This is a genomic window from Rudanella lutea DSM 19387, assembly GCF_000383955.1.
Lineage (GTDB): Bacteria > Bacteroidota > Bacteroidia > Cytophagales > Spirosomataceae > Rudanella > Rudanella lutea.
In genome coordinates this window covers 3,866,067-3,884,469 of record NZ_KB913013.1, presented here as the reverse complement: position 1 = coordinate 3,884,469, position 18,403 = coordinate 3,866,067, and the positions used below count along the sequence as shown (strand labels likewise).

13 protein-coding genes are annotated in these 18,403 nt (G+C 56.5%); 8 read left to right on the top strand and 5 right to left on the bottom strand.

Annotated elements, in window-relative coordinates; translation table 11 throughout:
* Positions 1–159 precede the first annotated feature (159 nt).
* Positions 160–954 carry an endonuclease/exonuclease/phosphatase family protein gene (locus tag RUDLU_RS0116065; protein ID WP_019989429.1) on the top strand — a complete coding sequence of 265 codons (795 nt, stop codon included), beginning with the start codon at positions 160–162 and terminating at the stop codon, positions 952–954.
* 98 nt (positions 955–1,052) lie between these two features.
* A complete protein-coding gene (locus tag RUDLU_RS0116060; RefSeq protein ID WP_027303121.1) occupies positions 1,053–2,303 on the top strand; it encodes an MFS transporter in 1,251 nt (416 codons plus the stop codon).
* Positions 2,304–2,350: 47 nt separating this feature from the next.
* Here the strand turns inward: RUDLU_RS0116060 and RUDLU_RS0116055 are convergent, their stop codons facing one another.
* A complete protein-coding gene (locus RUDLU_RS0116055; RefSeq protein ID WP_019989427.1) occupies positions 2,351–3,118 on the bottom strand; it encodes an NIPSNAP family protein in 768 nt (255 codons plus the stop codon).
* Between the two features lie 251 nt (positions 3,119–3,369).
* Between RUDLU_RS0116055 and RUDLU_RS0116050 the strand changes: the two genes are divergently transcribed.
* The 6 genes from RUDLU_RS0116050 to RUDLU_RS0116025 all read left to right on the top strand — a co-directional run bounded on the left by RUDLU_RS0116050 (position 3,370) and on the right by RUDLU_RS0116025 (position 12,827).
* Complete coding sequence (locus RUDLU_RS0116050) at positions 3,370–4,614, top strand: MFS transporter (protein ID WP_019989426.1); 1,245 nt, start codon at positions 3,370–3,372, stop codon at positions 4,612–4,614.
* Positions 4,615–4,802: 188 nt separating this feature from the next.
* The gene (locus RUDLU_RS0116045) at positions 4,803–5,378 is read left to right on the top strand and encodes a pentapeptide repeat-containing protein (protein WP_019989425.1); all 576 of its coding nucleotides are present in this window, start codon (positions 4,803–4,805) and stop codon (positions 5,376–5,378) included.
* A 121-nt stretch (positions 5,379–5,499) separates the two neighbouring features.
* A complete protein-coding gene (locus RUDLU_RS27580) occupies positions 5,500–6,102 on the top strand; it encodes an RNA polymerase sigma factor (RefSeq protein ID WP_019989424.1) in 603 nt (200 codons plus the stop codon).
* Between the two features lie 98 nt (positions 6,103–6,200).
* Complete coding sequence (locus tag RUDLU_RS0116035; protein ID WP_019989423.1) at positions 6,201–7,313, top strand: FecR family protein; 1,113 nt, start codon at positions 6,201–6,203, stop codon at positions 7,311–7,313.
* Positions 7,314–7,388: 75 nt separating this feature from the next.
* Entirely contained in the window at positions 7,389–10,916 is a 3,528-nt protein-coding gene (locus RUDLU_RS0116030; protein ID WP_019989422.1) for a TonB-dependent receptor, read from the top strand.
* A gap of 12 nt (positions 10,917–10,928) precedes the next feature.
* Entirely contained in the window at positions 10,929–12,827 is a 1,899-nt protein-coding gene (locus RUDLU_RS0116025; RefSeq protein ID WP_019989421.1) for a RagB/SusD family nutrient uptake outer membrane protein, read from the top strand.
* A gap of 305 nt (positions 12,828–13,132) precedes the next feature.
* Here the strand turns inward: RUDLU_RS0116025 and RUDLU_RS0116020 are convergent, their stop codons facing one another.
* The 4 genes from RUDLU_RS0116020 to eboC all read right to left on the bottom strand — a co-directional run bounded on the left by RUDLU_RS0116020 (position 13,133) and on the right by eboC (position 18,325).
* Positions 13,133–14,500, bottom strand: a complete 1,368-nt coding sequence (locus RUDLU_RS0116020) for an alkaline phosphatase family protein (RefSeq protein WP_027303120.1) — start codon at positions 14,498–14,500, stop codon at positions 13,133–13,135.
* 87 nt (positions 14,501–14,587) lie between these two features.
* Positions 14,588–15,823 (bottom strand): metabolite traffic protein EboE, encoded by a 1,236-nt coding sequence (gene eboE / locus RUDLU_RS0116015; protein WP_044130436.1) that lies wholly within the window; start codon positions 15,821–15,823, stop codon positions 14,588–14,590.
* Positions 15,824–16,064: 241 nt separating this feature from the next.
* Positions 16,065–17,228 carry a 3-dehydroquinate synthase gene (locus RUDLU_RS0116010; RefSeq protein WP_019989418.1) on the bottom strand — a complete coding sequence of 388 codons (1,164 nt, stop codon included), beginning with the start codon at positions 17,226–17,228 and terminating at the stop codon, positions 16,065–16,067.
* 221 nt (positions 17,229–17,449) lie between these two features.
* On the bottom strand, positions 17,450–18,325 hold the full coding sequence (gene eboC, locus RUDLU_RS0116005) for a UbiA-like protein EboC (RefSeq protein WP_027303119.1): 876 nt from the start codon (positions 18,323–18,325) through the stop codon (positions 17,450–17,452).
* Positions 18,326–18,403 lie beyond the last annotated feature (78 nt).

The following is an 18,403-nucleotide window of genomic DNA, read 5'->3' as shown; positions in this document are numbered from 1 at the left end:
ACCATCTGACTGCCAATAGGGCGAATAGTGCAAACTATACTCAGGTCAGTACAATTTTTATCCAGAAATCTTTTTACTGTGCCCAGCCCGTCGTTTTTCGGGCAAGTCGCCTTGTTTTGGGCCCCAAAACCTATCTTTGACCACGCTTCCTATTCTCCCATGCGTTGCCTTTTTATTTTGCTATTGAGCCTGCTGGCGGGTGCCTGCGCCCGGTCGGTATCGCCCACGGCAGGCACCAACCGGCTTCGGGTGCTCTGCTACAATATTCACCACGCCAACCCACCCAGCCGGGCCGGGGTCATCGATGTGGCTGCCATTGCCGCCGTTATCAACGCCCAAAAACCCGACGTGGTAATGGTGCAGGAGGTTGATGTACGGACCGGCCGGTCGGGCAAAACGCTCGATCAGGCGGCAGACCTGGGCCGCCAAACGGGCCTGAACGCGTACTTTTTCAAAGGAATAGACTACGACGGGGGTGAGTACGGCATAGCCATTCTGTCGAAATATCACCTGACCAACCCGCGCCGGATTCCGCTCCCGCTCGACTCGGCTACCCGGGGAGAGCCACGCGTGCTGGGGCTCGCTACCGTGACCTTACCCGGCAAACGCACCGTGACACTGGCCAACACCCACCTCGACGCCCAACGGGGGCCTACCAACCGGCGCTTGCAGGCTACCCGCATTGTGGAGGTACTGCGGCAGGAAAAACATCCGGTTATTCTGGCGGGTGATTTCAACGATTCGCCCGATAGCCAGACCCTGCAATTACTCAGGCAAGTAGTGGAACCAAGCTGCCAGTCGTGCCCGCCCACTATTCCAGTTGAGAACCCAAATCGAACCATCGATTTCGTGACGTTTACGCCCAAAGACTTGTTTCGGGTGATCGAGCACCGGGTCATCCCCGAACGCATAGCCTCCGACCATCTGCCGGTGCTGGTCGAGCTGGCGTATTAGCCCCGCAACACCCACCCGGCCTCTGGGTGAAGTTCGCCCGGATCTTCGTATCATTAGTGCCGAATTACCCGGCGCATTGGCGTCTTTCTTATTCCCGTATGCTCACCGCTACTCGTCCTAAACCCTCGCTACGTCCGTTGTTGGCCCTGCCGGTCATTGTGTCGGCCCTCGGCTTTTTTGTCGATGTGTACGACATGCTCATTTTCAACATTGTGCGGGTACCCAGCCTCGAATCCATGGGTCTCACCAAAGAGCAGATTAAGCTCGACGGCACGTTTATTCTGAACTGCCAGCAGGCCGGACTGTTGCTGGGCGGCATTTTGTGGGGCGTGTTGGGCGACCGGCGCGGTCGTATGTCGGTGCTGTTTGGTAGTATTCTGACCTACTCACTCGCCAACGTAGCCTGCGGGTTTGTGCAAACTGTAGATCAATACGCCCTGCTTCGGTTCATTGCGGGCGTGGGGCTTTCGGGCGAGATTGGGGCCGCTATGGTGCTCGTAAGCGAAATTCTGCCCAAAGAGATCCGGTCATACGGCTCGTCGCTGGTGGCGGGGATTGGCTACCTGGGCGCGGGCGTCGCGTATCTGACCCAGGCCCTCTTCGACTGGCGTACGGCCTTTTTTGTGGGTGGTGGTATGGGCTTACTCCTGCTGTTGCTGCGGGTAAGCGTGCTGGAGTCAGGGTTGTATGTGACCATGAAAACAGAGAACCAACACCTGAGCCGGGGCAATTTTCTCCACCTCTTCCGCAATTGGGACAGTACGCGCAAATACCTCCGTTGTGTAGCCATTGGACTGCCCACGTGGTTTATTGTGGGGATTCTGGCGACGTTTGCCAACGAATTTGGCGAAGCCTTAGGCATTGCCGAGCCCGTAAAACCGGGGCAGTGTGTGATGATGATTTACCTAGGGCTGGCCGCCGGCGACCTGCTTTCGGGGCCGTTTAGCCACTGGCTACAATCACGCCGAAAAGCAGTAATCTACCTGCTCATCAGCAGCCTGATACTGAGTGGGGTGTACCTGTTCACGGGCATTCAGTCGGCCCAAACCTTGTATGGTATTTGCCTACTGCTCGGGTTCTGTACGGGTTACATTGCCATGTACCTCACCATGGTAGCCGAACAGTACGGCACCAACCTGCGGGCTACGGCCACCACCTCGGCCCCGAGTATTGTACGGGGGCTGCTGATTCCGATGTCGATTCTGTATCAGGGTATACAGCGCGAGTTCTCAGTGAGCGCGCTGGTATCGGCCGGGCTGGTGGGAGCGCTGGTGTACGCGCTGGCGTTCTGGTCGCTGGCCTATACCGAAGAGACCTTTGCCAAAGACCTCGATTTTGTGGAGGAGTAAGATATAGCGATGTCATCTTTCCAAACAAGATGACATCGCTGCGAAACTCAAATCTGCGAATACGCAACCGGCTCCAGAAACACCCGGATAATGTTCGAAACGGTATTGGCGTACTGAGGGTCTTGCGAAACGCGCTTCCAGTCGGCGTTGGCGCTGAACTGCTTCCAGTTGGCGTCGCGTTCGGCCATATCTTTAAACACCAGCATGTACGTAAGAGCGGGCATATGCTCGCCCGCTACGATTTCGCCAAAAAACACCGGGTTCAGCTTGACGTTGTAAAAAATGGGCAACTCGTCCACGTTGAACATTTTCACCTTCCGCCGAACGGCATCTTCCGAATAACCCTCGTAAGTACGGAGTTCAAAAATGCGGTCACTTTTGCCGGGCACAATCAGCTGCGGTAAGGCATCAAACGCACTCAAGATCGAGCTGGTGTACCGCACCACCGGAAACTTGTCGGGGGCCATGGTCTGATACTCGTTGCTGGCCTGCTGATAGGCCGTATCAGCCGCGAGTTTCGCTCCCGATGCCCCAAAAGCCTCGGCCGACGTGTGCGGAATCAGAACGTACACTTTGGGCGGTTCGGTTTTTCCCATCTCCCGAAATACGCCTACCGTTTTAACACCCTGGCGGTTCAGAGCCGGTATCAGGGCTTCGCGGAGGTATTTATCGAAAACAGATACGGCCCCGCCACCGCGCAGTTGGTAGGTCCGAAATTCGTACATTTCTTTCTGGGCTGCCGGTTTGGCCGCCTTTGCCTCCGACAGGGCTGGCACTGCCAGCAGCGACGAGGCCACAAATTGTCTGCGTTTCATCAAGTCCAATTAGGTTATATGCCTAAAGGGAGGCACAATCCCCCTTTTTACTCAGTCTAATTGGGTATTTTGACGCCATCTACCGGCTTTCGTCTTTCGGTGGTTGCACCCGGTGGCAAGCTCCGGTTCCAGGCCCCTTACTGACACGCCGGTTAAGATTGAGAATCACGAACCAGTTGCCCGATTTCACCCATTATTCACAACGAGTATTGCCCAAAAAGCCGTAAGATTGACTTTCCGATTCCGACCTTATGCATTCCTCTACGCTTAATGCTCCCGCTACCTCGCTCCGGCCGCTGTTTACCCTGCCCGTTTGGGTGGCTGCGCTGGGCTATTTTGTCGATGTGTACGACCTGCTGCTCTTCAATATTGTCCGGGTACCCAGCCTGAAAGACCTCGGCCTCGATGAACGGGGGGTGTCGCTCATGGGCGGTAGCATCTACAATTACCAACAGGCGGGTTTGCTTATCGGGGGCATTTTGTGGGGCATTCTGGGCGACAAACGCGGCCGGTTGTCGGTGTTGTTTGGAAGTATTCTGACGTATTCGCTCGCCAACATTGCCTGTGGCTTTGTAGAAGACCCGAGCACATACGCCTGGTTGCGGTTTGTGGCCGGGCTGGGCCTGGCCGGTGAGCTGGGCGCGGGTATCACGCTCGTGAGCGAGATTTTGCCCAAAGAGTTGCGGGGCTACGGCTCGTCGATTGTAGCGAGCGTGGGCCTGCTGGGGGCCGTGGTGGCTTTCCTGACCGTGCAGCTGTTCGACTGGCGCACCACCTATTTCATCGGGGGTGGGCTGGGGCTGGGGTTGCTACTCTTGCGGGTGAGCGTGCTCGAATCGGGCATGTACAAGCGCATGGTGGAGGGCGCTACCCGCCGACGGGGCAGTTTCAGCGCGTTTTTTACCGACCGTAACCGGTTTACCCGCTACGTGTTATGCATGGGTATTTCGCTACCAACCTACTTTGTGATTGGGTTGCTGGCTACGTTTGGTAACGAGTTTGGTAAGGCACTGGGCATTACCGACGAGATTCAGGCCGGCCGGTGCGTCATGTACACCTACATCGGCATGGTTATCGGTGATTTGTTCAGCGGGTTTCTGAGTCAGTGGCTTCGGTCGCGCAAAAAGGCGGTGGGCCTGATGATGGGCCTCACCCTGCTTTTCTGCCTCGTTTACCTATACGGTGGCATTCAAACCGCGCAGACGTTCTATCTGGTGTGTTTGGGACTGGGCTTTGGCATTGGCTACATCGCCATGTTTCTGACCATTACGGCCGAGAGTTTCGGCACCAACCTTCGGGCTACGGCCACCACCTCCGTCGCCAACAACGTACGGGCTACCACCCTGCTGAGTATCCCGGCCTTTCAGATGCTCAAACCGCAAATCGGGGTTATTGGGGCCGGAGCCGTAGTAGGAGCCATCGGTTTTGTGCTGGCGTTCTGGGCGTTGTCGGCGCTGGAAGAAACCTTCGGCAAGAATCTCGACTACACCGAATAGAGAATGGTTGAGTGAAGAATGAAAAATGGATAATGGATGACGAAAAATGAGGTTTTTATTGATTATCAACCCATTCGTTATTCATCCTACACTATACATTATTCATTTTTCATTATCCATTCTACACTATACATTATCCATTCTACATTATTCATTACCCATTTCAGTCTAACTCAGGATGCACCGGTATGAACCCCGAAACCTTCGACTCTTTTACCTTTACCAACGAAGATTTTAGCGGCCGTACACTCGGCCCGGCTGAGTACATCGACTGCCTGTTTCGGGGTTGCCAGTTTATAGAGACGGATCTGCGGCAAGTGGAGTTTGTCGATTGTACGTTTGTGGGCTGCACCTGGTCGGCGGTAAAACTGAAAGAAGCCGCGCTGAAACCGGTGCGGTTTGAGCAATGTGCACTTATGGGTGTGCATTTCAGCGAAGCGGGCGATTTTCTGTTTGAGGTGGCCTTTGTGAAATGTACTCTCGATTACTCTATTTTCTGGGGCAAAAAGCTGAAGAAAACCGTATTTACGGGCTGCTCGCTCAAAAACGTTGACTTTGAAGGAACCGACCTGACCCTCGCCGTTTTTGACGACTGCGACCTGACCAACGCCCATTTCGAGCGAACCAACCTCACCAAAGCCGACTTACGCACAGCCCGGCATTACACCATCGATCTGGAGGCCAATACGCTGACCAAAGCGCAATTTAATCTTACCGGTGTGCCGGGACTGTTGCGGAAATACGGCATCGTGATTCAGGCCTGAGAAGCTGTTTGGCTTAATCGATTTGGCCCGTTGTATAAGAATGGGGGCAGATACTATATAAATTAGCCTATTTATTCCGAACAAGTTCATATTTTGGAGCGTTTTAGTCTCCCTCTGCCCTATGTCGACGGCCAACTTCGTAGATGATGCTCTTTTGTGGCACCGCTTTCAGCGCGGAGACACCACGGCATTGGGCCAGTTGATGTCGGCGCATTACCCCGCCCTGCTGCACTACGGGAGCCGGTTTACCCGCAACACTGACAATATCCGCGATTGTATCCAGGATACCTTTGTCGAGCTTTGGAACCGGCGCGATACCCTCCGGTCGCTCGCGGGCGGGCAGGTGAAGCCCTACCTCATGACGGTGCTGCGTCGGCTCCTGCACCAGACCTATCTGCACGAAAGCCGATTCACGCTCCTGCTTTCTACCGATGAAGCCGCAACCGAGTCTTCCTTTTCGCCCGAAGACCGGCTCATCGAACAGGAAACGGGTCAATTGAGCAACGCCCGCATCCGGCAGCTACTCGACGAGCTACCCCGGCGCTCGCGTGAGGCTATCTACCTCCGGTTTTTTGATAACATGGACCGGGCCGCCATTGCCCAAATCATGGGTATTTCGGAACAATCCGTTTCGAACCTGTTTCAGGAAGCATTCCGGTTTATCCGGCGGCAGGTCACTTCCGACCAATTTTGGCTGCTGTGGCTGCTTTTGTTGAGTAATTGAGCGATTGGGGCGTTCTTGAAAAAACCAGTTCAGCCTCCCCTCCCAAAAAAATTTCAGAAAAAAGGCAGTATCTGCACAGGCGTTTCCCCTAACGGGATATGAACGCCTATCCTATGCCCGATTATTCTACCTTCTCTGTTGACGATTTTACGTTCGACCCGGCTTTCCGGTCGTGGGTGACTGCACCTACGCCCCGGCAGGATGCGTTCTGGCAGGAATGGCTCGCGGCTCATCCTGAGCGACGGGCCGATGTGCTGCTGGCCCGGCAAATCGTTCTCAGTCTTTCGGAACTGCAACCGGACGTCAGCCAGTCTCAGATCGAACACGACGTAGCACAGATGCTGGGGCGGATTGGTGGGCAATCGGAGCCGCAACCGACACGGGTGTACCGGTTTCGGCCGGTTATGGCTTGGGCCAGTGCAGCCGCGGTGGTGCTCCTGCTGGGTTTGGGCTGGTGGTTTGGCCTACGCAGTCCGCAGCCGACGGCCCACCGGTCGTTGCAAACCGGGCAAACCGCCGAGGGCGACTCGTTTTTCACCAATAAAACCAACCGCGCCCTGCAAATCATTCTGCCCGACGGCAGCGAGGTGATGTTGTCGCCCCGGTCGACGCTACGGTATACACCCGCCTTCGACGATACCACCCGCGACGTGACGCTGGAAGGCGAAGCATTCTTTACGGTGGTCAAAAACCCCAAACGCCCGTTTCGGGTCTACTCCGACGCCATTGTGACGCGCGTACTCGGCACGAGTTTCCGGGTGTCGGCCTACCCCGGCAAGCGCGACCTGACCGTGACCGTTCGCACCGGCAAAGTATCGGTGTACACCCGACACGACCTGACCTCGGGCAACAACAAGCGCATCGACCGACGGGTGATTTCGCTGACGCCCAACCAGCAGGCTCAGTTCTCGCGGGAAACGACCTCGTTCCAGAAAAAACTCGCCGATCAGCCCGTAGTGATTGATCGGGAAATGACCGCCGACAATTTCGAGTTCGACGAAACACCGGTCGAGCAGGTGCTTCAGCGCGTCGAGAAAGCGTATGGTATCGACATCATTTACGATTCGGATGTGCTGCAAAACTGCGCCCTCACGGCCTCGCTGGCCGACGAGAGCCTGAACAACAAGCTGACTATCATTTGCAAAGGCATTGAAGCGCGCTACGAAGTGATCGACGGTAAGATCATCATTCAGTCGCGCGGGTGCCGATAAAAGACCCTCCATCAACCTCCCTTTAATTCCGTACAACCAACCTAAAACGTTCCTTATTTCCACTCTTTTCCGCGTATGAAACAGGTTTACACCTCTACCCGAATGACAGCCCTACGGGTTTTCATGGCCTTGCTGCTGATGGCCGGGAGTCATTTGGCCAGTAGCGCCGTGCAGGAGCTGCTCGAACAGCGCATCAGCATCAGTCTGGAACAGACACCCATGAAGCGGGCGTTTGTCGAGATCAGCCAGGCAGCCGGCGTCAAGTTTGTGTTTAACTCGAAGGTGATTCGGGCCGACGAAAAGATCACGCTCGTAGCCCGCAACGAACGCCTGGAAGACGTCCTGAACCGGCTGCTCAAACCGCGCAACATCCAGTTTGAAGTGTCGGGGCGGCAAATTATTTTCTCCCGGCCGGAGCCCAAACTCCTGCCGAGCCTGCCCCCCACCGGCCTCGAACAACCACTTGCCGCAGCCGATATTACGGTGACCGGTAAGGTGTTCGACGAAAAAGGCGTGGGCCTGCCCGGCGTGAGCGTCGTGGTGAAAGGCACCACCCGCGGTACCAACACCGACGCTACCGGTAGCTACAAAATCGACGTGCCGAACGCCAGTACCATTCTGGTTTTCAGCTTTCTGGGATACCAAAAACAGGAGGTTACGATTGGTTCGCAATCCAACCTGACCGTGACCCTACAACCCGACAACCAGACCCTGAACGAAGTGGTGGTAGTAGGTTTCGGTACGCAGCGCAAGGCCACCCTCACGGGTTCGCTGGCGACCATCTCGACCCGCGACCTGGAGCAAAGCCCCACGGCCAACCTCACTAACGCCCTCGCCGGACGCTTGCCAGGTTTGTTTGCCAACCAGTTCAACGGGGGTGAGCCGGGTGTCGACCGAAGCAACGTATATATTCGGGGGTTGGGTACCTACGGCAATCAGGCCCCTATCGTGATTATCGACGGACTGGAGCGCAGCATGGACTACCTGGCCCCGTCGGAAATTGAAACGTTTACGATTCTGAAAGATGCCTCGTCGACGGCTCCGTTTGGGGTGCGGGGGGCCAACGGGGTAATCCTGATTACGACTAAGCGCGGCAAAGTGCAGGACCGGGCTCTGGTCAATTTCAAAACCTCGATGGGTGTAAACCAGCCCGTTAAGTTCCCAAACTACCTCGGCTCGGCTGATTATGCCACGCTCTACAACGAGGCCATCGTGAACAACAATCCGGGTGTTAACCCGGCCACGCTCAACCTGTTTTCGGATCAGGCTATCCAGAAATTTCGGAATGCCGTGGGCGACAACTCCGACGGTAACGGCTATAACTGGGACTATTTCGATTACGCCTTCAAGCCCGGTAAGCAGCAGGACCACAGCCTCAACATCAGTGGAGGGTCGGGTAAGGCTCGCTACTTTGTGCTGGCCAACTACTTCCGGCAGGATGGCAACTACCAGCATACCGACCTGAGCAACTACAACACCCAGGCCGTATTTAAGCGGTACAACTTCCGCTCGAATATCGACATCGACATTACGAAGGATTTTTACGCCCGGCTCGATCTCGCGGCCCGCATCACCGACCGCACCGCGCCGGGAACCACAGCCTCTCGCATTGTCGAGATTGCCAACACCCAGCCGCCGTATCTGCCCATTGTGTTGCCCGCCAACGATAACCCCGCCAATGGCCGGTCGGTGGTCAACAACCCGCTTGGAATGCTCTTCGGCGACCAGATTTACCGCTTCAACATGCTCGGCGAATTGAGCCGCACGGGTTTCCTGAACGAGAAAAACACCTACCTCAACGGGTCGTTTGTGCTGGGCCGCCACCTCGATTTTATCACGCCGGGCCTTAAAGTTGAAGGTCTGTTTGGCTACGATGCCTCCGAAGGCATCTGGGTGTACCGGCAGGTAAACACGTACTCGGAAGGCTACCGCGTGTACCCCGGTTACGCGACACTCCAACCCGACGCCGGTATTGATGTGTACCGCAACCCGGCCATCTACACCGGCATTTACAAGCGGGGCAACAAATACGACTCCGATCAGACGCTGAGCAACACCTCAAGCCGCAACCCGAGCGACGGCCGTTCGTACACGCAGCTCAAGCTGGAATACCTGCGCAACTTTGGCAATCATAACGTAACAGGTCTGGTGCTGGCCAACCGGTCGAAGCGGGTGATCGACAATCAGGTTCCGTTTGTGTATCAGGGCCTCACGAGCCGTATCACCTACGGCTACGATGACCGGTATCTGTTTGAAATCAACGCGGCCTACAACGGCTCCGAGAACTTTGCCAAAGGCAAGCGGTACGGTTTTTTCCCGGCGGTATCGGCGGGCTGGGTCGTCTCGCGCGAGAAATTCATGAGCAACCTGCCCTGGGTGAACAACTTCAAGATCAGAGCTTCGCACGGGCTTGTGGGTAGCGACCGGATTCCGAACGACGCCCGGTTTGTGTACCTCCAATACTACAGCGGTGGCTCTGATTACAGCTTCGGGACGGATAACTTCGGCTCGGGTGCGGGGGGCGGCCTCCGCGAAGGCAACCTCGCCAATGCCAATCTGAGCTGGGAGAAAGCCCGCAAAACAAACATCGGTATCGACCTGGCCCTGTTCCGCAACCTGACCTTCACGGTCGATCTGTTCAAAGAGCACCGCTACGACATCATCACCGATCTGGCCGACAACACCAAGCTCGGCTTCCCGACGATTGTGGGCAAAAGTGCGCCGTACATCAACTCGGGGATTGTCGACAACAAAGGGATCGACCTCGAAGTGGGCTGGTCGGGCAATCTGGGTTCAGGGTTCTCGTACTTTATACGGCCTAACCTGACCTACGCCCGCAACCGGATTGTGTTTATGAACGAAGTGCCCTACGCCATGCCCGACCGGGCCAATACCGGCCGCCGGATTGGGGAACACTTCAACTACATTGTCGATCATTTTGTGCGCGATGCCGCCGAAGCCGCCGAGCTTAACGGCCGCAACAACGGAGCCGGTTTTCAGCCCTGGGGCAAACTGGTGCCGGGCGATGTGGTGTACAAAGACATCAACGGCGATGGGGTAATCAACGACCTCGGCGACCGCGTTGCCACGGGCAACCCCCGCAACCCCGAACTGATGTTTGGCTTGCCCGTAGGCGCGCGCTACAAGGGCTTCGATTTCAGCATGCTTTTCCAGGGGGCCTCCCGCACCTCGGTGCAGCTGAGCGGCCCGGCCGTGTACGACTTCCCCCTGTTCTCGCAGGATAAGTACGGCAAGGTAAAACCCATGCACCTCAACCGCTGGACACCCGCCACAGCCGCTACGGCTACCTACCCGGCCCTGCACTTTGGCGAGCACACCAACAACAAAAACCCGTTCAGCAACCTGTTTCTGTACGACGCACAGTACCTGCGCCTGAAAACGGTTGAGCTGGGGTACAACATTCCTAAACCGCTGTTGCAGCGCATTCACCTCCAAACGGCCCGCGTGTACGCGCAGGGGCTCAACCTGCTTACCTGGGATAAACTGAAAGATGCCGACATCGACCCCGAAGTACGCGAAGGCGATGGCTCCTGGTACCCCGTGCAGAAGGTGTTCAACTTTGGTCTCGACATTACTTTTTAATTGCCTCAACTCATGAAGCGTACCCTCGTATTCTCCACCCTTTTCCTGTTCTTCGCGCTGGTACTGGTTTCGTGCCAGGATGACTTTCTCGAACGTCGGCCCGACGATCAGATTGATGCCGAACAGGTGTTTACCCGCTACGTGAAAGCCAATCAGCTGGTTACCGACATATACGCGCAGGTAAAAGCCGCCAACCGCCCGCTGGTGTATTTTGTCCACTTCTCGACCGCACCCGCGACCGATGAGTGCGAAGGATCTACGGTAGAAGGCGGTATTACGAACAAATTTAACTCGGGCGACTGGGGCCCCAACGCCATGCCCGACCGTAGCGACGGCGGACAGTACTGGAACGGTCTGTACAGCAAAATCCGGCAGACCAACGTATTTCTGGAAGGCGTTCGTAAATACAAAACCCCCGACAACCCCTTGCAGGAGGGCGATCTCGATCGACGGATTGGTGAGGTGTATTTCATGCGCGCTTACCTCCATTACCTGGCCGCCCGCATGTACGGCGAAATTGTGTACGTTGACCGGGTAGTACAGGCTACCGACCCGATGAACTTCAAGAAGGAGTCGTTTCACTCGATTGTCGGCAAAATTGCCCGCGACTGCGATTCGGCCTACGCCCGGGTGCCGGGTTTGTGGAGCGGCACCGATTTCGGCCGTATCGACAAAGGGGCTTGTCTGGGTCTGAAAGCCATGGCCCGCTGGATGGCGGCCACTCCGCTCTGGAACGGCGGTACACTGGCCGGCGATACCCGGCAGTTCAAATCGGAATACAGCTACAACCAGACCCGCTGGGCGCAGGCCCGCGATGCCGCCAAGGCCGTACTCGACTTCAAAGCCGATGGAATTCCCCGCTACAGCCTGTACGTTGGCCACGATGCGAGCGACTTCAAGGACGATGCCGGGGTGAACAACAACAACTCGAAGGTGTATGCCCGCCTTTGGGACCTGTACCACAGCATGGATGCCTACCAGAAAGAAGCGGTCTTTTTCGTGACCCGCGACAAAGACAACAACTGGCAGGGCGACGTGTACCCACCCAGTTCGGGCGGCAGTGCGCGCCAGATGCCCGTGCAGGAGCAGGTTGATGAGTACGAGTACATTGCGCCAAACGGATACGGCTACCCGGTGTACGACAGCCGCGCCAAGGCCGACGGCTACGACGACGAAAACCCCTACGAGAGCGTGAAGCGCGACCCCCGTTTCTACCGCGATATTGTGTATCACGGCTCTACGTTTAAAGGCAAGGTGATCAATACCGCCGAGGGATCGGACCGCGTGGGCGCAACCAACTCAACCACAACGGGCTACTTCCTGCGGAAAATCCTGCGCGAGTCGTGGAACCGCGACAAGAGCTTTGCCATCAACGGCCCACCCGTTTGGCGACTGCCTGAGTTCATGTACATCTACTGCGAAGGCGTGAACGAAACCACCGGCCCCAACGCCGAAATCGCCGATCTGCTCAATCAGGTACGCAAGCGGTCGTTTATGGCACCCATTGCGCCCGAGGCCGTCAGCAACAAGAAACTCATGAGCGAGTACATTCAGCGCGAGCGCCGGGTCGAGCTGTTTTACGAAAACAACCGGATCTGGACGACACGCCTGTATCTGGAGCCCAGCGCGGAAACCGAACTGGCCAAAGAGCAAAACTGGCAATCGGCTGGCAGCACCAACGATGAGCGTTCGCAAAAGGCATGGCCTTACCCCAAAACCCAACGGATGGTCAACGGAATGCGGCCTGTAGAAGACCCCAACGGCAAAATTGTGATTGGCACGAAGAAGTACAAGATGCGCCGTTTCTTTATCGAAAACCGGGTATTTCTGGCCCCACGCCACTACCTGTTCCCCATTATGCAGAGTGAGCTACAGCGTACGCCCACCCTGCTTCAAAACCCCGGTTGGTAAAGCTTTGCGCCCTTCATCCGGTATTACTGAGTAGTTTCCATACCTGACTCCGACCTGGCATTTCCTTTAGAGATGCCAGGTTTTGTCATTTTAGGGAGAGCGATGACATCTTTCTAAACAAGATATCATCGCCTGGAGCCAAATTCTGAAGAATAGCCGACGGGAGTTACTATCTACTAAACGGTTGCTGACGCGTGGGCCTTCGACAGGCTCAGGCTGACTGGCGGCTCTCAAAACAACGGTCAGCCTGAGCCTGTCGAAGGCCCACGCGTCAGCAAGTTTTCTCCAGAGATGTCATCTCTGAGTTAGGTCCCCAGAGCCGCCCAGATTTTGTCGTACACTTCCACGGCCGATACCGGCTTAGTGCCGACCGAGTTACCGATCAACACCGGATGAAATTCGGGAGCCGTACCTACCCGCCCGTGCGAGCCCCGGATAATCGTAGCGTCGAGCGGAATCACATCCATCAGGTAGCGAAAGCCCAGTTTTTTGCGGAGCAGCTTGTAGCCCGCCCGGAGTTTGATGAGCGGGTTGGCCGGGTCCATAAACATCTCGACGGGGTCGTAGCCAGGCTTACGGTGAATATCCACGAGCCGCGCAAAATCGGGGGCCACACGGTCATCGAGCCAGTAGTAGTAAGTAAACCAGCTGTCGGCATCGGCCATCAGCACGAGGTCGCCGGCCCGCTCGTGGTCAATGTGGTAGGCCTTCTGTTGTTCGCGGTCGAGTACCAGCTCCACACCGGGGGTTTTCTCACACAACGCCCTCACTTTAGGCAGCAAGGCCGGATCGTTGACGTACACGTGTGCCACCTGATGATCCGACACAGCAAACGCCCTCGAAGCCCCCGCATCGAGCAGCTCCAGCCCGCGCTCCACACGCACCTGAATCAAATCGGCCTCGCGAAGGACCCGGTTGATGTGCACCGGCCGGCTCACGGGCGTGATGCCGTATTCCGACAAAACCATGACCTCGGCACCCACCTTTTCGTAGTGCGTAATCAGGTCACGGCAAACATCATCAATCTGCTTTAGCTCAGGCGCAATTTTAGCCAAATCCTGCCCACCAAACTTTTGCAGGCAATAATCCAGATGCGGCAGGTAAATAAGCGTCAGCGTGGGGTCGTGCCACTTGTCGACCAGCAGTGATGCATCGGCAATCCAGCGCGTCGATACGATATTAGCACCCGGGCCCCAAAATTGAAAAAGAGGAAACGTACCCAGCTCAGCCTGTAATCGGTCGCGGAGGTCGGCGGGTTGGCTGTAACAGTCGGGCATTTTGCGGCCGTCGGCGAGGTACTGCGGCCGGGGCGTAACCGAGTAATCGGCCGAGCTGTACATATTGTACCACCAGAACATTTTGGAGACCGTAAACGTGGGATCGACTTTTCGGGCGCGCTCCCAGATTTTCTCGGCCTTCACCAAATGGTTCGACTGCTTCCAGAACTTGATTTCGGCATCGGTATGATCGTACCAGCCGTTGCCCACAATACCGTGTTCGGTCGGCCATTTGCCCGTGATGTACGTAGACTGTACCGAGGTCGTCACGGCGGGCAGCATGGGATTTATCGTGGCCCGATTTTTCGTGGCCATCCAGTTTTTGAGGAAGGGCGTGTGCTCGCTAATGAGCGAGTACGACAAACCAACCACATCTATTACGACAGTCTTTTTCATAGCGAAAGAGTGAAAGAGTGAAAGAGCGAAAGAGTAAATGGAAACCGGCAAGTTGTTCTTGCGGCAGCCACTCACTCTTTCGCTCTTTCACTCCGCTTCGGCGGACCGATTCACTAATTGTCTTACCCAGTTCAGTTCGCGCTCGATGGAGTCGACAAGGTTTAGCTTGAGACCTTCGGGCAGTACCTCCCAGGTGTAGGTTTCTACTTCCATCTGATCGGTAAACGGGGTCACGGCCTGTAACCGGAGCACCTCCCGAATATCGTCCTGTGTGGATTGCAGCAGGCCGTAATCTTCCACGAAAATAGGCACGTGAAAGTGCGACCGCCATTCGGCATGCGTCTCACTAAACTGAGCCAGGGCGTCGGGCAAATCATTGAACCGAACCAGTTCGCCCGTTTGCGTACGGGCCACCACCTGATGCAGATACGTAGGCTCGTTGAACCCGGCAAAAGCCTGCCGGATGGCCTCTCGCCCGTCGGTTTCGGCGGGTATCGTGGCTTTGAGGGCGGCACTAATCTGAATTTTCCCGACTCGTAGATCGGCCGCTTTGAGCTTAGCCAGCACATCGGCCGGGCGCTCATAGCCCACCGCAAAATGGCACACGTCGTAACACAACTGCACATGCCGACGTAGCGCTTCGCCCGCAGCCGAAGCACTCATGCCGAACTGCCCGGCCAGATGCCGCTCGCCCATGGGCAAGAGATAGTCGGTGAACCAATGCACAAACTCGTCGGCCGTTTCGAGCAGGCCATCGGGTTCGGGTTCCAGATCAAGGTGCATAGCCAGCCCCGTTTCGCCTTCCAGCTTCACGAGGTGCGTCAACACCTCCAGCAGGTTCTGCGTGGTTTGGGTAAACGCGGCATCGCGGGCGTCGGCATCGCCCCACCGAAACCAGTGTCGGTACGACAGGGGCGAGGTCGAAATGCCGGGCTGCGTAGTGAGCGGCCCCGTTTGCAGTTGTGCCAGCAGCGTAAACAGCCGATTGGTGTAAGCCACCCGCTCGGGCGTAGTCCAGTCGGGTTTGTGCACCGCATCTTTGACCCGCACGCCATGAAAACCGCCAAACGGAAACCCATTCATGGTAAACACATAACAGCCCGTTTCGGTCAGCCATTGACGCAACTCGGCTACGCGTGTGCCGACCGCCAGCTCGGTACTCGCTACGTTCGACAGGCGCAGGCCGAGACCCAGCGGAGCGTCGGGCGTCAGTCGGTTTTTGAGGGGAGGAATGGCCCGTTGCAGGGCGGCAAAGTGCTCAACCCAGTGCTCCCCGGCGTGAATGTTGGTGCAATAGCCGAGGTGTCCGAGAGATATCTGCATGATGAAGGTTTGCCAAACCTGCAAGGTTCTGGAGACCTTACAGGTTTAAACAGAATGAAGGTTTACCAAACCTGCAAGGTCTCAAAGACCTTACAGGTTTAAACAGGTTGTTGGGATACGGGCGAGGGTGGTTTATGGTTTTAGGTTTATCGTTTGTAGTGATCGGCACAAGGGATTATAGCAGCCGACAAAAACCAAAAACCAAAAACTAAAAACAATAAACCAAAAACCGGAACCACATTTAGTCGAGTGCCAGGCTCGGTTGCCGGTTGGCCAGCAGATGAATAGCCTGCCGGAGCAGCGTTTCGTCCATCTCGTTGACCTCCTCACCATAGCCGATACCCCGCAGCAGCAGAATCGTCAGCCGACCGCCAAGGTGCTCGCGGAACTCACCCAGGCCACGCAGCACACCGGCGCTGTCGTCCTGATCGAGGGCCGGGTCGTACAAGGCGAAACCAAGTGTTTCGAGAACCGCCAGCACCCGGTTCAGGTCTTCGTCGGCGAGGTAACCGAGCAGGTGCGCGTATTGACAATCGAGGGCCATACCAATGGCAACAGCCTCGCCATGCCGCAACGCAAAACCGGTAAGTTGTTCGAGTTTGTGTGCGCTCCAGTGCCCAAAATCGAGCGGGCGCGACGACCCCTGCTCAAACGGGTCGCCCCCGGCAATGTGGTTCATGTGCAACTCGGCACAGCGGTACACCAGGTACTGCATGGCTGCTTCGTTGCGGTTGGCCAGGGCCAGGGCATTAGCCTCGATCCAGTCGAAGAAAGGCGCATCTTTAATCAACGCCACTTTCACGGCTTCGGCCATGCCCGAACGCCAGTCGCGCTCATCGAGGGTCCGCAAAAACCGGTAGTCATTGAACACGGCTACGGGCGGAGCAAACGTGCCGAGGAAGTTTTTCTTACCCCGATAGTTCACGCCGTTTTTCACACCAATACCCGAATCGTTTTGCGAGAGTACCGTGGTCGGAATCCGAATATGCCGAATGCCCCGGTGCGCAATGGCCGCTGCGTAGCCCACCAGATCGAGCACCGACCCGCCACCGATACCCACCACGTACGAGTGCCGGTCGATTCCGTAACGATCCACCGCGTCGATGATGCGTTCGACCAGAGCGGAGTCGTTTTTAGCGGGTTCTCCGCCCGGCACCGTCACCAGATCGTCGACCAGCTCCACGTTGGGTTGCCCGGCGAAATAATCCCGGATTTGTTCGCCCAGATCGGGGAAGTGCGCCAGTACGCCCTCATCAATCACGAAGAGCAGCTTTTTGCGTGAGGCTTCGCTGCTTTGCGCGGCCAGAAAATCGGCCAGCGAGGTATTGTGCGAATCAAACAGGCCGTCGGTGAAGCTGATGCTGTACGTAAAGCGGACGCTGAATGACTGATTAAGTTGATTCATGTTAGTTGACGCCAAGGCGCGCTGTGTTCACATCGAACAAACGCGGCCTACTTTTTTTAACGGTTGTTGTACGCCTAAGCAAGCAGCCTGTGCCTATGATATGGGCCTTGAAGGGCCGACACAACCCACTTCTGAATAACTACCAAAAACAGGAGTAATTCGTTTCTACTCTGAACAAAACCGACCACCGGGTGACCTGTTTATCGTTCAAAGATACATGGCTACGTAACCGCAAACAACCGCGCCAGCAACCGCGACAACGGCAGCAAACACATGACCAGCAGGGCAAACGGGAAAGAAGCAAACGCAGCTACCCAGGCCGCATTCATCACAATCAACGACAAAACGCCTGCCTTTACGGCCATGCCGATATTACGGCCAATCGGCTCGCGCACGGCCTGCCAGAGCGGCACAAAAATGTAATACCCGAAAATAATCAGAAAGGGCAAGGCGGTACCCAACTGCCCCCGCGACTGGGCAATGGCGGCAATTATGGCGATGACAGCCCCGTAGAGCAGGCCCGCCAGGCGCAGCGTGCGCGTGTTGCCCCCGTGTACTTCGCCCTGACTAATGGCCGTGATAGCTCCGATGTACAGCACCGGCACCACCCCCAGCCAGGCCCACGGCTGCACCTGATCGGGCAGTACGCTTACGCCCAGCAACAGATTAAGCCCCCGGCACAAACCCATATTGATGGGGCCAATCAGGGCGTGATGCTTGCTGAACCGGTTGTACACCAAAGCGGCCACACCCGTAGCCACGGCCAGCCAACCCGACAGAGGGTTTACCATAAACGCGGCCACGACGCCAACCGCCAGCAGTATGGCGCCGAGGGTGGTAGCCGCCATCAGGCTTACGCGCCCACTCGGAATGGGCCGTTCGGGCCGCTCCACGGCATCGAGCTCGGCATCGAACACATCGTTGAACACCACCCCGCCCCCGTACAAACCCACCGTAGCCAGGCTAAGCCAACCCACGGGTGCCGGGGCCGCATCGGGGAGCGTCAGATAACCGGCAATTGCCATACCCGCCAGCACATCGGCCACGGCGGTAATCAAGTTCGCCGGGCGAGTCAGGCGGAGAAGGGGAAGAAGCATAAAGAGTGATAAGCGATGAGTGATGAACGATAAGTGATAAAAGTCGTGCGTCAGCCAGTTCATCACTCATCGTTCATC